The 12,888-nt window shown below is 58.5% G+C and carries 12 protein-coding genes and 1 pseudogene; 7 read left to right on the top strand and 6 right to left on the bottom strand.

The window, feature by feature from the left end; genetic code table 11:
• Positions 1-195 precede the first annotated feature (195 nt).
• From AC1DWF_RS09465 to AC1DWF_RS09455, 3 genes and pseudogenes are all read left to right on the top strand, one after another.
• A pseudogene (locus AC1DWF_RS09465) lies at positions 196-1,302 on the top strand (extracellular catalytic domain type 1 short-chain-length polyhydroxyalkanoate depolymerase).
• 269 nt (positions 1,303-1,571) lie between these two features.
• Positions 1,572-1,883: a PepSY domain-containing protein gene (locus AC1DWF_RS09460; RefSeq protein WP_476785057.1), complete on the top strand. Its 312-nt coding sequence runs from the start codon at positions 1,572-1,574 to the stop codon at positions 1,881-1,883.
• A gap of 27 nt (positions 1,884-1,910) precedes the next feature.
• Positions 1,911-2,528, top strand: coding sequence for a general stress protein (locus AC1DWF_RS09455; protein WP_476841627.1), 618 nt, complete (start codon positions 1,911-1,913; stop codon positions 2,526-2,528).
• Between the two features lie 113 nt (positions 2,529-2,641).
• On the opposite strand, the gene AC1DWF_RS09450 is transcribed toward AC1DWF_RS09455, so the two are convergent.
• The 3 genes from AC1DWF_RS09450 to AC1DWF_RS09440 form a co-directional block, all read right to left on the bottom strand.
• On the bottom strand, positions 2,642-3,247 hold the full coding sequence (locus AC1DWF_RS09450) for a pyridoxamine 5'-phosphate oxidase family protein (protein WP_476785059.1): 606 nt from the start codon (positions 3,245-3,247) through the stop codon (positions 2,642-2,644).
• A 504-nt stretch (positions 3,248-3,751) separates the two neighbouring features.
• Positions 3,752-4,774, bottom strand: coding sequence for a YihY/virulence factor BrkB family protein (locus tag AC1DWF_RS09445; protein WP_476785060.1), 1,023 nt, complete (start codon positions 4,772-4,774; stop codon positions 3,752-3,754).
• Positions 4,774-5,751 (bottom strand): SDR family oxidoreductase, encoded by a 978-nt coding sequence (locus tag AC1DWF_RS09440; RefSeq protein ID WP_476789409.1) that lies wholly within the window; start codon positions 5,749-5,751, stop codon positions 4,774-4,776. Before AC1DWF_RS09440 ends, AC1DWF_RS09445 begins: the two co-directional genes overlap by 1 nt.
• Positions 5,752-6,552: 801 nt before the next feature.
• Here AC1DWF_RS09440 and AC1DWF_RS09435 point away from each other — a divergent pair.
• Complete coding sequence (locus AC1DWF_RS09435) at positions 6,553-7,227, top strand: Crp/Fnr family transcriptional regulator (protein ID WP_476789410.1); 675 nt, start codon at positions 6,553-6,555, stop codon at positions 7,225-7,227.
• A 100-nt stretch (positions 7,228-7,327) separates the two neighbouring features.
• Positions 7,328-7,549: a hypothetical protein gene (locus tag AC1DWF_RS09430; protein WP_476786900.1), complete on the top strand. Its 222-nt coding sequence runs from the start codon at positions 7,328-7,330 to the stop codon at positions 7,547-7,549.
• A 152-nt stretch (positions 7,550-7,701) separates the two neighbouring features.
• Here the strand turns inward: AC1DWF_RS09430 and AC1DWF_RS09425 are convergent, their stop codons facing one another.
• Entirely contained in the window at positions 7,702-7,860 is a 159-nt protein-coding gene (locus tag AC1DWF_RS09425) for a hypothetical protein (RefSeq protein WP_476786901.1), read from the bottom strand.
• 397 nt (positions 7,861-8,257) lie between these two features.
• On the opposite strand from AC1DWF_RS09425, the gene AC1DWF_RS09420 reads away from it, so the two are divergent.
• On the top strand, positions 8,258-9,286 hold the full coding sequence (locus tag AC1DWF_RS09420; RefSeq protein WP_476841626.1) for an IS110 family RNA-guided transposase: 1,029 nt from the start codon (positions 8,258-8,260) through the stop codon (positions 9,284-9,286).
• 248 nt (positions 9,287-9,534) lie between these two features.
• On the opposite strand, the gene AC1DWF_RS09415 is transcribed toward AC1DWF_RS09420, so the two are convergent.
• Complete coding sequence (locus tag AC1DWF_RS09415) at positions 9,535-10,431, bottom strand: DMT family transporter (protein ID WP_476786954.1); 897 nt, start codon at positions 10,429-10,431, stop codon at positions 9,535-9,537.
• A 166-nt stretch (positions 10,432-10,597) separates the two neighbouring features.
• On the opposite strand from AC1DWF_RS09415, the gene AC1DWF_RS09410 reads away from it, so the two are divergent.
• Entirely contained in the window at positions 10,598-11,488 is an 891-nt protein-coding gene (locus tag AC1DWF_RS09410) for a LysR family transcriptional regulator (RefSeq protein WP_476786955.1), read from the top strand.
• Positions 11,489-11,613: 125 nt separating this feature from the next.
• Here the strand turns inward: AC1DWF_RS09410 and rsgA are convergent, their stop codons facing one another.
• Positions 11,614-12,603: a ribosome small subunit-dependent GTPase A gene (gene rsgA / locus AC1DWF_RS09405; RefSeq protein ID WP_476785557.1), complete on the bottom strand. Its 990-nt coding sequence runs from the start codon at positions 12,601-12,603 to the stop codon at positions 11,614-11,616.
• Between the last annotated feature and the right edge of the window lie 285 nt (positions 12,604-12,888).

Below are 12,888 nucleotides of genomic sequence, written 5' to 3'. Positions count from 1 at the left end.
GGAGTTGCTTAAAATCAGCTGAAATCTCATTCTGCTGGAAGGCCTGTTGAGTAATCTCAGAAGGCCTTTCATTCGCCGGCTAGGCCGTGGCCGACGACTCTGCCGCGGCTTTTATTGTGCACTGCAGCAACGATATGTTTGCACCGGCGTTGTGTACCGCGCTGTCCCGTCCGGACGCCGAAACAGGATGCTCCCATGAGAAACTTGTCGGGCACGATTTCACGCCTTGCAGCCCACCGCCTACAGCAAAAAGCCCAACCCGCGTCGCACAACGACGACACGCTCTCGGATCTGGTGAACTTCGGAGCAAACCCCGGCGCGCTACGAGCCAGAACATACATCCCCGAAAATCTGCCCGCTCACGCCCCCCTCGTTGTAGTTCTGCATGGCTGCACTCAGACAGCAGCGAGCTACAACCATGGCTCCGGCTGGTCCAGTCTCGCTGACAGCGAAGGCATTGCCCTGCTTTTCCCAGAGCAGCAGCGCGCCAACAATGCCAATCTGTGCTTCAACTGGTTCGAGCCTGGCGACATGAGACGCAACGGCGGCGAGCCTCATTCGATCCGGCAGATGATCGAGACACTCGTCACAACCCATGGACTTGATCGCAAGCGGATCTTCATCACTGGACTTTCCGCCGGTGGCGCGATGGCGTCGGTGATGCTTGCGAACTATCCGGAGGTGTTCGCCGGCGGCGCCATCATCGCTGGATTGCCCTATGGCAGCGCCAACTCCATCCCGGAGGCGTTTGACCGCATGCGAGGGCACGGCGCGCCTTCAGAGGGTCGGCTCCAGCATCTGGTGCGCGCCGCGTCACCACACGCGGGACCGTGGCCGACGATCTCTGTCTGGCACGGTTCATCCGACAAGACCGTGGTTTCCTCAAACGCAAACGACATCGTCGCGCAATGGGCGGCCATTCACGGAATCCCCAACGGGTCCATGCCATCCGAGACGATGGTTGATGGCCACAGCCGGCGCGCGTGGAAAGACAGCTCGGGGCAGGATGTCATTGAGCAATACGAAATTGCCGGAATGGGTCACGGCACGCCCCTGGCTACCGTAATAGAAGTCGGCCAGGAGAAGTAGGGGGCAACCGGCCCTTTCATGATTGAGGCCGGGATCTCATCAACGCGGCGGATTGCGCAATTCTGGGGGATTGCAGAGCAGCAGTTGCCGAACGGGCTCACGACCGAGAGGACCCTAGCAACATCGAGAGGGTCAAAAAAGGAAGGGCCGCCGTCAGATGGCATAAGGAAAGTGATTGAAGACGCGCTCCGATCTGCAGGCCTGATGCGATAAGGGCATCGCGGTCAGCTCTTCCTGTACCGACTAATCCCGACAACACCTTCCAGCCGTTCAATGAGCTGCGCCAAATGTGCCTTTCGCCATTTAGGGACTTGAAGCCACCTCAAGCCGTACAACCTTTGGTAGTCCATTTATTTTCTGGCTATAACTCGTAGAGCTGCGAGCAAGTGCACGATCGGTGATATTGCATATATCCGAGTTTTTTGGGAACTATTGCAGACCCAAAAGGTTCTTCTATCAACAATAGCCAAGGAGAACCTACAGTGAAAAAGCTAATACTTAGCGCGGCGTTCCTCGCCACTACTGCGCTTTTTGCCCACGCCCAGACCCAGCCATCAAGCGACGTTCAGGCACCTGCTATCGTCACCCCGGATTCTGCGAATCCAACAGCGCCAGTAGAAGGCGCAAACAGCTTCACTGAAGCCCAGGCCAAGGAGAGAATCCAGGACGCCGGGTTCCAAAATGTTTCGGCGCTGGTAAAGGCCGAGACAGGGATCTGGCAGGGCAAAGCCACAAAAGACGGCAAGGAAGTAGTCGTTTCGCTCGACTACCAGGGCAACGTCGTAGCGCAGTAACCCCTACTCTCTTGAAGGATGACAATAATGGTAAGTGTGACAGGACTGTTTGACAATCATTCGGACGCAAAAGCTGCGGTCGATAAGCTGGTGCAAGCTGGCATTCCGCACGATGATATCAGCTTGGTCGCCAGCAATGCAGATGGCTCTTACGACAACCATGACTCCGACACAGCCGACGCTGCAGGCAAGGGAGCAGGTATCGGCGCGTTGGTTGGCGGCGCAGGCGGATTGCTAACCGGGCTTGGCGTTATGGCTATCCCGGGCGTCGGGCCAGTGGTGGCAGMGGGTTGGCTGGCAGCGACTGCTGCAGGCGCTGCGGCCGGTGCACTCGCGGGTGGCGCGACAGGAGGTCTTATCGGAGCGCTGACTGATTCCGGAGTGCCGGATGAAGACGCCCATGTCTATGCGGAGGGGGTCCGACGTGGCGGGACACTCGTTACCGCGCGGGTCACGGAAGGAGCCGAAGAGGACGCTGCACGGTCCATCCTTCAGAACTCCAATTGGGTGGATATCGGCCAGCGTCGGGCGGCCTATGCCGAGGACGGTTGGACCGCATTCGACGAGACCGCAGACCCATTTTCCCCAGAAGAGATTGAAGAAGAGCGCAGACGCTACGCAGCGCGTATTCCCCCAGTCGTCTGACACACATCTTCAGAAGCGTCAGTTTGAGCGTAACCCGCCAGGTGAAACCGGGCGGGTTACTCTTTTCTTCCGCGGTGCACGACAAACGATGATGTCGTAGTGAGGTCAAGGCGCTACTTGAGGCGCACTTTGGCTACGCTGTCCTGGTAGTCCTGTTTGGGGTCACCCATGCCAAGAAACATTTTGACGCCGGCGACAAAACTGGAGGCGTCAAGCCATATCTGGGCATCGGCAGGGTCAAACCGTAGCAGGCGTAGCGTCGGGTCATCTTTACCCTTTTCGAACCAGGCAGCCACAAAACGGTTCCATAGCCGGTCAACGGTGTTGCGGTCGTTATCGATCCTGATGGTCCCGTGGACAGTTGCGAACAGGTCATGCTTTTTCGCGGCGTAGACCAGCGTGGCCTTTTTGGCACGCGGCAGCTTTTCAGCCAGCTCTGTATCCTTCGCGGTAAAGAAATAGATTAACTTTTGCTCCCCGTCGAACTGGGCTGTCATAGGGCGTGGATCGACTCCATTGATGCCAACCATGACGGTCATGTCTGCACGGATTGACTTCCAGAATTTTGCTTCGAACTCTTGCTTGTCCGACATGGCGTCCTCTCCTGTTCGCCAGCAAACGTCCGGTGCGGTGGAAAAGTTCCAGCTTTCCCCGGGCGGAATAGCGGCAGCAGCTGGAACGAATTTCAACGGACCGCGCTTGCTTCTGATGCCAAGCAAGGCCCCTTCCATGCAGTGTCGGCCAGGACCCGCCGCAGCTTCGCATCTCAAGAGCCGAGTTAAACGTGTCGCACCTGTTCTGTATGGAACAGACTTGCCGCGTCCCGTCTGTTAGGTCTCCCCGTTGGCTGAACCTGGGTCACCACGATGTTTGATGCCGTCGTTACGCAGAGAACTTTCGACCGACAGAGAGTGACGGCGGAGCCGCCCTATACTGTCAGCGAGCTGGCGAAGAAATACTCCCTGTCACCCGGTCAGGCGAAGGGGATGATAATAGTCCACGGTCCCAACCGACGTAGGCTAGATGCCATAATGGCTCGCATGCCTCCGATAGGTCGAGCCAGTGCATAAGCAACGGCAATCGCAGAAGAAAAAAGAGGGCTGAGCAGTTTCGCTGATCCCCTACTGTCGGGCCTGAACGAGGGCGCATCGGCCGCACCCCCCATACTCCCGGAGAACTGCGGTGACTCGAGGGGGCGTTGGCGTTGCTTTTCTCGCCGCCTTTCAGAATGGACGCCGAGAACGCAGAATCCTGGCGGCTGCGACGGCGTTCCAGGCTACGGTGATCAGTGAGAGCATCGCCAAGCCTCCCATATAGCTGCTTGGTGAGGTCTTGCGGGTTGAGACGTACTCACCTGGCCGTGTATTTGCCTCTACGACTGCCGTCAGGTCTGGCCTGCTCCCATGTCGAATTGAGTATGCCCGTGTAACCTCCGCCCCAAACAGGAAGATTTGAGAAGAATAGTAGACCCAAAGTAGCAAGACCAGAAGTCCGCCGGCGGAGCCGTAGGACGACGCTATCGCGCTCGTGCCGATGTACCAGGCGATCAACGATTTCCCGATGCTGAAGAGTATGGCAGTCACGACTGCACCTGAGATGACATCGCGCCACGTCAGCGTTCGATCAGGCAGAATCTTGTAGATCGCAGCGAACATTGCGGCGATGAGCACAAAGGAAACGGCCACATTGATAATGCTGAGGATGGTTGTTCCAAATGGCAGATGTGCGTTGATGACATCTCGCATTGCTGAGATTGCCGCGCTGGCGATCAGCGACACAAGCAGCAGAAATCCAAGCGAGGCGACCAATCCCAGGCTCACCGCACGGGCTCTTACCAAGCGAGAAACTGAGCTGCCCCTTGGTTCGACTTTCCATATCGTATTCAAAGCCGTCTGCATCTCGCCAAAGACGCCGGAGGCTGTCACGAACAGGGTGCCAAGACCAATGATGGTCGCCCATTTTCCCGCCGTTTTGTTTGAAGCGGTCTCCAGAGCCACTTGAAGCAGATCGGCGGTCTGTGGCCCCATCAGGCCTGATATCTGGGCAGAAAGAGCCAGTTGTGCGGCGTCATGGCCAAACACCGCGCCCGCAATCGCAATCACGATGAGCAAGATAGGGACCAACGAAGTGGCGGCATAAAAGGCCATCGCCGCCCCCCGGCTAAGTGCACTGTCGTCGACAAAGGCCGTGACGCTTTCTCTCAACAAATCCCACGCCTGGACAATCGAGGTACGCGCGCGTCTCATCAGTAGCCACCGATGATTGGAATTACCTCGCCGGTGATGTAGCTGGAGCAGTGGGACGACGCCAGGAACACATAGGCGGGTGCTATCTCCTCTGGTTGTGCTGGCCGTTTCATGGGTGTCTTTGCACCAAATTCGGAGACATCTTCGGGAGCCTTGTCCGACGGGTTCAAGGGCGTCCAAACGGGGCCAGGCGCAACTGCGTTGACCCGGATGCCGCGACGTATCAGGCTCGCAGCCAAAGCCCGGGTGAACGCATGGATGCCGCCTTTGGTGAGTGAATAGTCAACGAGCTGGGGACTTCCGTTTATCCCCGTGACTGACCCAGTATTGATGATCGCTGCTCCGGGCTTGAGATACGGAAGGGCAGCCTTCGCCATATAGAAATAGCCGTAAATATTGGTCTTTACGGTGGTATCGAAATGTTCGTCGGTCAGGTCGGCGAAGTCTGACGAATGCACCTGGAAAGCGGCATTGTTGACGAGGACATCCAGCCGTCCAAGTTGGTGTACGGTCTGGGCCACCACTGATTTGCAATAAGACGGATCCGACACGTCACCTGGAATGAGAAGGCAGCGGCGGCCTTCGGCTTCTATGGCCTTTCGCGTGACCTGGGCGTCCCGATCTTCGCTAAGGTAACTTATAGCAACATCCGCGCCTTCTCTGGCAAAAAGGACCGCCACCGAACGGCCGATGCCGGAGTCGCCTCCGGTGATGAGAGCCACTTTCCCTTCCAGTTTCTGGGAACCGAGATAAAAGGGCGCGTCATAAAGCGGCGAAGGGTCCAGGGACTCTTCTTCGCCAGGCTTCGCTTGATGTTGCGTTGGAAATGGAGGCACCGGGTAGATACGAGCGCCTGCCTGCATCGGCAGATCGTTGTTCTCGGGTGCTTCTGGTGCCCGTTCGGCCGTAGCCACGGTTTTTTGAACGGCTCGCTGTTTATCGACTGCTTCTGCTATGCGCTCTTGTGGATCTTCCATGGTACCTGTCCCATTTGTTCACACGCCAATTTGGGCATCAAGGAAGCAATCGATGAGCTAGCTCGTTGTTCCCAAGCCCCTCGAGATTTCCGCACTTGAACGATGACAGAGGGCCGCCCAGCCAACCTGCGCTTCCTGTCAAGGTAGCGCGACCACATCCTGCAAGCGCCGAAAGCGTCAACCGCACGCGGTTATTGGCGGTTGTCGAAGACTTCGTTGGCCGCGACCCGCCATGATCACAAAATGCCACGCGTCCGGTTGACCACGCAAGGCATTTGTTCCTACTTTGTTCCATGACCCAGATCATTCGAACCGTCGGCCAAGCCGTCCGTCAAGGCATGCTCATATGTGTCGAATGCCGCTGTGGGGCGACCGCATACTTCATGGCGGCAGACGTTATGTTGGTCGTAGGCGGTGGGAGGAATTTTGACGAAATCCGATTTCGATGTCGGAGGTGTAAATCGCGCGCCAACAAAATTCGCCCTATCGAAATAGATCGAGACAGGCTGCCGCGAATACTTATTTACCGACTTTCACGATCAGGCACCGGCGGGCCAGTCATTTGGTCACTGAGGCGCTTTAAGGGCTAGAATTCTTATCCCGCTACTGGTCTAGGCGTCGTCGGCTCCGCTGGCATGTCCCTACCTGAGTGCCCGTTCTTGGCCCGGACACTATCCTCCCTTGGCCTCGCGCTTCCGAGCAAGCTCCTCAGCAGCCTCAGTCTCCAAGATAGGGATTTTCCCGCCGCGCAGTTCGCAGTAAAATGCCCACTCCAAACAGGACGTGCCAGGCAGAGTTACGATGAAGAAGCCTCCGTTCGATGTGATGGACTTCCTCAGGACCGTGGACGGCGGTACGACGGTCGCCACGTATCGCACCAATGAGACGGTCTTCTCACAAGGAGACCCTGCGGATTCCGTGTTCTATATCCAAGAGGGCAAAGTCAAAGTCTGCGTCATATCTGAACAGGGTAAGGAGGCCGTCGTTGCCCTCCATGGCAGCGGGGATTTCTTCGGCGAAGGCTGCTTGAGTGGACAGCCGCTGCGGCTGGCCTCGGTCGCGGCGATGACAGAGAGCGTCATCACGCGCCTCGACAAGGCTGCAATCACCCGCGTGCTCCGGGACGAGCCTAAATTCTCTGAAATGTTCATGACCTATTTGTTGGCAAGGAATGCCAGGGTCGAAGAGGATTTGGTCGATCAGCTTTTCAATTCCAGCGAAAAACGTTTGGCAAGGTTGCTTCTCATCATGGCAAACTTCGGCATGGAGGGGGAGCCACAGCCTGTCATCGCCAACATCAGCCAAGAAACGCTCGCCGAAATGGTTGGCACCACGCGGTCCCGAGTAAGCACGTTCATGAACAAGTTCCGCAGGCTCGGGTTCATCCAATACAACGGAGCCTTGGAAGTTCGCAACTCCCTGCTCAACGTTGTGCTCCACGACAATCCCCATCTGAGAAGCCGAACAGAAAAATAGACTGTTCTATTAAGAACAGACGGCACGTTTTCCATGTGCTACTCGCGAAGTTCCGCCGAAGGAACCGCGCAATTGCGCTTCCGCTCAAGGGTAGCAAGCTATGGCCGACGCTCTCAACACCAAGGTATCTGCCTTCGACTTTGACATCTTGCAAAGTGCCCTGCGCAACGCGTCGGGGAATGAGCGTGAACCGGAAAAGCTTCGTCATATGGCCTATGAATTAGCGAGCGCGCTATGCCCGGACCAACCGTTCCCCGAAGAAATGATCGATATGATGTTGGCTCGCCTACAAGGCTCGGATGATGCGGCCGACGCAGCATAGACGCGCGCTCGTTTCTCGTCGGCAATCGACGGGCATGTGAGCCGCCCGGTTATAAGGCGGCGTGCCGTGGACGAGGGGGCCTTGCAAATGTGAAACCGCCATGTGCGGGTCTGCATGATTGCTCGCGACTCTGGACGCCTACCAGCATCTGGCTAGCGTTTTTTCTGTAGAAGCTTGGCTTCCCTTAAAAGCGACGGCCACGCATATCCAATAAAAGCGATGGCCTGCGCTTCGCTAACGTTGGTTTCTCTCATCAAGCGCTGGATCAAAACGTTTTCTGCGCGCTCCGGCTCGTCGGGTTCATCAGCCACTTTATCAGTCCCCTTCGCGCCCCCAACGCATCAAAGTATCCCCAGTTCCGTCTGTTCTTTGCGGGCGAGCCCAGAAAAACCGCTCTTTTCAGGGTGGTACGGGGCTCTTAATTGGTCAGGCCAAAGGACACCGGCCTGGATACATATCCGCCAATCCCCGGTGGACGCATCACTGCGAGATCATCGAGACCGGAAACGGGTCCTGGCGCTTCAAGAACCGCGCCTGATCGGCCCACTTCCGCCAAGCCGATCCGCGCTCGCCCACATAGAGGGGTCAAAATTGGACACCGATCAGGGGTCAGTTTTGGTAACGATGACGTAATTGCTGTCGCTGCGCCTTTGAACGAAGACTTGGTCGACGGCAGAAGCCGTCAAAGCTCGAACAGAGGAGGCCGCGGTGAAGCAATATGTCGGAATGGATGTGTCGCAGAGGGAGACCAGCATCTGCGTGGTCGACGATACTGGAAAGGCAGTCTTCCAGGGAAAAGCGAAGTCCGATCCGGGAGCGCTGACGGAGCTGCTGCGTAAGCATGCGCCTCACGCCGAGCGCATCGGATTTGAGACCGGCGCCATGTCCAGCTGGCTCTGGCACGAATTGAAAAGAGTYGGGTTGCCGGTCGTCTGCATTGACGCTCGACATGCAAAGGCCGCGCTTTCCGTCCGAATGAACAAGAGCGACGAGAACGATGCCCGCGGCTTGGCCGAGTTAGTGCGCGTCGGTTGGTATCGCGAAGTGAAGGTCAAGAGCGCAGAGAGTCAGGCTGCCCGATCCATGCTCGTCGCACGGTCAAGACTTATCGAGATCCGGCGCGATCTCGAAAACCAAACACGATCCATGCTGAAGGAATACGGGCTGCAGTTCAGCCGATCGATTGGGTCACAGTTCCGGCGAAAGGTGTGGGAATTGGTTGCTGACGGACATCCGCTTTGGTCTTTGCTTCACGCGCTTCTGTCTGTCCACGAGCAGGTCTGCTGTGAACAGGAGAAGCTCGATCGGCAGGTCCGGCATYTCGCTCATGAAGACGAAACCACACGCCGACTGATGACGGTCCCCGGCATCGGCGTGGTGACCGCGCTCACCTTCCGCCACACGATCGACGATCCCGCGCGCTTTCGCTCGGCCGCCAACGTTGGTGCCTATCTTGGCCTGACGCCGCGACGAAAGCAGTCCGGTGAAACGGATATCAATGGCCGCGTCTCACGCTGGGGAGATCGACTGCTGCGAACCTATCTGTATGAGGCGGCCAGCGTGCTCCTGCACCGGACCAAGAAATGGTCCTCGCTGAAGGCTTGGGGAATGCGTCTGTCGAGGCGGATCGGCTTGAAGAAGGCAAAGGTGGCGGTCGCACGGAAGATCGCCGTTTTGCTACATTGCATTTGGGTTGACGGCACCAGCTTCGAGTGGGGTAACGAAAAGATAGCTTAGTCGACTTCCCCCAAACGAGTTCTCGGGCCGCCATCAACGCGGAACTCGTGATGTCCCCGCCGGGACGGTGGTTGCGGCGACCTCGGTCAAACGGCTGACAGCAGTTCATCTGCATCTCGTTGGAAACGTTGAGGCGCCCGACCCGAACAACATCATGAGGCACTCGACCTCGGAAAGGACCATGACCCCGGCGATGGCAGTGCGAAATCGGGTTGACAACTGCCCGCAATTAAAGGGCCGTTTGACACTTATCCGCGCGAAGTCAGCCAGACGCCCACCAGAGTTACGCCCAAACCCAGGAACATTGCCGGGGTGAGCGGCTCCGACAACAGCATCCAAGCCCCGAGCATTGTCACTGGCGGGCTCAGGTAAATGGCCGCGCTTACCTTCGCCACTGGGAACATGCGCAGCATGGTGTAGTACACTGAGTAGGCAGCAAACGTAGCGATCAGCACGAGCCAGGCCATGCCGATAGCGAACTCGCGGGTCATGGGCGGCGCGATCCCTCCCTGAGCGATGGCGCAGATGCCGAACAGGACTGCACCCGTCAGCGTGTGGATGCAGAGACTTTGGTGAACCGGCATGTTAAGCGATTCCCGGCCCCTGCGGAGAACCGAAGCCAAGGCGAACACCATCATCGAGCCAATGGTCAACCCGTAAGCCCAAAAGGGGGCGGTACCGAAGCTCAGACTGTCGAAGGACACGATCAGCACTCCCGTGACAGCGATGGCGGTGCCCAACCACTGCCGCCTTGTGAGCCGCTCTCCCAGGAAGGGTTGGGCCATAACCGCGATCGCCAGCGGCACCAGATCGGAGATCAGCGCGACCAGCCCGGTCGGGACGCGCTGCTCGATTGCAAGCGCAAAGCCTCCCAAGTAGATGAAAACCGCCATAACGCCGAACCCGACCTGAGACAGTACGGCGCGCAGACGCATCCTCGGCCCGAAAGCCAGGGCGAACGGAAGCAGCAGGCCCCCCGACAACAGCGTGCGCCAAAACAGCAAGACGGCCACGCTCGCCTGCTCGCTGGCATAGCGGATGCCGACGAACCCCGAACTCCAGCCGATCACGAGCAACGCTGCCATTACGGGCCAGAGGAAGCGGGACCGTGTCGCGGCCGTGGGAGACAGAGAAAGAGCGGTCATGGGATGCCCACATGGATATCATCCCGAGTTACTCATTCCCTGAGGGCCGCGCACATGACAAATTTCGATCATATGATGACAGGCATTGCCTCACGGTAATCATTCCTTGCAAAAATGACATGCTTGGACCATGCAGTCGTCGTATGCCACTAGGTTGGGGCCAAGGATGAACGAGATCAACACCAGGCGGTTGGACATCGATGCGCTGCGTGCGCTTCGGGCGATCAAGCTCCACGGGGGTGTCACCCGGGCTGCCGAGGCGCTCGGGCTTACGCAATCCGCAGTGAGCCACAAGGTCAAGCGCATGGAAACCAGCCTGGGCTGCGAGCTGCTGGATAGACGGCCCGGCGGCGGCATGTTCACCTCCGAAGGAGGGGCGCTGCTTGAATACGCCGTGAAGATCCTCGACCTGCACGACGAGGCGCTGGTCAGCTTGGCGAAGTCCGACCTGGCGGGTCGAATCTTGCTGGGCTCAACTGAGGACACGACCTGTTCGGACTTGTCGCGCATCCTCGGGCGCTTTCGGCGCCTGCATCCCCAGGTAGCGGTGAGAACGAAGGTTCGAATGAGCCTGGTGCTGCGGTCAATGCTCGATCGCGGCGAGCTGGACGTGGCCATCGTGCAGGTTTTCGCCCATGAGGTCCGGCCGACAGATGTGGTGCTGTTTCGCGAGAACCTTCATTGGGTCAAATCCCGCGAGCTGTTGTTGGATCCTGAAGGACCGATCCCATTCCTCTCCTTCGACGACGACTGCTTCTATCGACGCTGGGCAATTGACATTGGACAGGATGGAGGTGCGGACCTGGAAACCGTGTTCGAATGCTCAAGTGCTGCGGGCATCGTCGCCGCGGTGAACGCGGGACTTGGCGTCGCGCTCCTCAGTGACCGCCATCTGCGTCCGGACATGGATATAGTCGACACCCGCCTTCCTGCGCCCCCGCCGCTGGTCTACGTGGTGCGACGCGCAAGGAAGACGAGGAATCCTGCCCTCGAAAGCCTAATCTCCGAGATCGAGAGCGAGGTCAGCCGCTACGGCAAACTGGCATTGGCAGGCTAGCGCAACTGCCTTCAACGACAGCCTTGGGGCCGATTTCGGACCGGCCTGTTTCAGGTTCGGAAGCATCAGAAGCGGACTTACTTCCCGACCCACAAAACGAGCTTGTCGTGGTTTGAGGGCAAGTTTCAGCGGCGGACCGGCCTGGGAGTGCCGAGAGCTGTATTCTCGTCATGCAGCTTACGCCAACGCGAGAAGCGTGCGGGATCGATCCGCCCGTCTTCGAGGGCAATGAGCACGGCGCAGGATGGTTCGTGGGTGTGCGTGCAATTGCTGAATTTGCACTGGGTCTCCAATTCGGTGATCTCGGCGAACACCACATCGAGACCGTCGGCCATCTCGCCGAGATGCAATGAGCGGATTCCAGGAGAATCCAGCACCCAGCCGCCGCCGGCAACCGGATGCAAAGAGCGCGCCGTCGTCGTATGCCGACCTGTGGAATCATGGGCGCGAATGGCACCGGTGAGTTGAGCGGTGCCCGAGCCGGTGGCCGCCAACGTGTTGACGAGAGTCGACTTTCCCACCCCCGAGGAACCGGTGAGCGCCACGGTCTTGCCCCGGCCGAACCAGGGCCGCAGCTTTGTCAGCGCGTCGGGCCGGCGAGGATCGACCACAACCACCGGGAGGTCCCGCGCCAGTGCAGCGGCCTGCGCGATGAAGGAACCCACATCCTCCTTCGTGTCGGCTTTGGTCAGAACCAGAACCGGAGCGATCTCACACTGCGCTGCCATGGCCAGATAGCGCTCGAGCCGAGGCACGCTGAAATCGCCATTGCAGGAGGTGACTATAAACAGCGCGTCGATATTGGCGCCRGACAGCTGAGTGCTGCGGTCACTCATGCGCCGGGCTAGGAGCGAGCTGCGCGCGAGGCRCCGTCGCACAAGGAAATCGCCCGGTCCTGCAAGTACGAAGTCGCCCACCGCATAGTCGCCACTTGCGCTGTTGGCCGGCAGAACGAGTTCGATCGGACCATTGGCGGAATGTCCGCTCATTCGTGCGCGGTGAATATTGGCGATGCGAACGGGCACGAGGCCGGCCTCCTCCGCGCTGACCTGGTCACCGAAGAAGGAAGACCAGCCCAAAGCGATCAGTGCTGCCTCGCGCGTCGTTTCAATCAATATCATTTTCCTTGTTTGAGTCAGCAGCTGGCATGAGCGCATGACGCGGCTCCGCCGACGTTCAACGCTCCCTAGCACAGCGCAACCAACCGCGCTTGCATGGCGTCGGGTGGCCCGGTGGCAAAGCAGGGCGCGACAGCAAGTCTACTTGCCTCGCTTCTGGACCTTCAGGTCTGGAAGGCTGGGTCGCTTCGATTTGATCCCGGCCTCTTTCAAGGCCGTATATCCCACCTTCCTGAGGAGCTTCTCTGTTTTTGCACGCTCCTTGTCGCGAATGCTCTGGCC

The organism is Aminobacter sp. P4_D5 (genome assembly GCF_056401815.1).
This window is presented reverse-complemented; position numbering and strand designations above follow the sequence as displayed.

Bases quoted from the DNA above. Each gene is read 5' to 3' on its own strand.
- AC1DWF_RS09445 (WP_476785060.1), bottom strand. From the start codon at position 4,774: ATGAGACGCGCGCGTACCTCGATTGTCCAGGCGTGGGATTTGTTGAGA.
- AC1DWF_RS09440 (WP_476789409.1), bottom strand. From the start codon at position 5,751: ATGGAAGATCCACAAGAGCGCATAGCAGAAGCAGTCGATAAACAGCGA.
- AC1DWF_RS09435 (WP_476789410.1), top strand. From the start codon at position 6,553: ATGAAGAAGCCTCCGTTCGATGTGATGGACTTCCTCAGGACCGTGGAC.
- AC1DWF_RS09430 (WP_476786900.1), top strand. From the start codon at position 7,328: ATGGCCGACGCTCTCAACACCAAGGTATCTGCCTTCGACTTTGACATC.
- AC1DWF_RS09415 (WP_476786954.1), bottom strand. From the start codon at position 10,431: ATGACCGCTCTTTCTCTGTCTCCCACGGCCGCGACACGGTCCCGCTTC.
- AC1DWF_RS09410 (WP_476786955.1), top strand. From the start codon at position 10,598: ATGAACGAGATCAACACCAGGCGGTTGGACATCGATGCGCTGCGTGCG.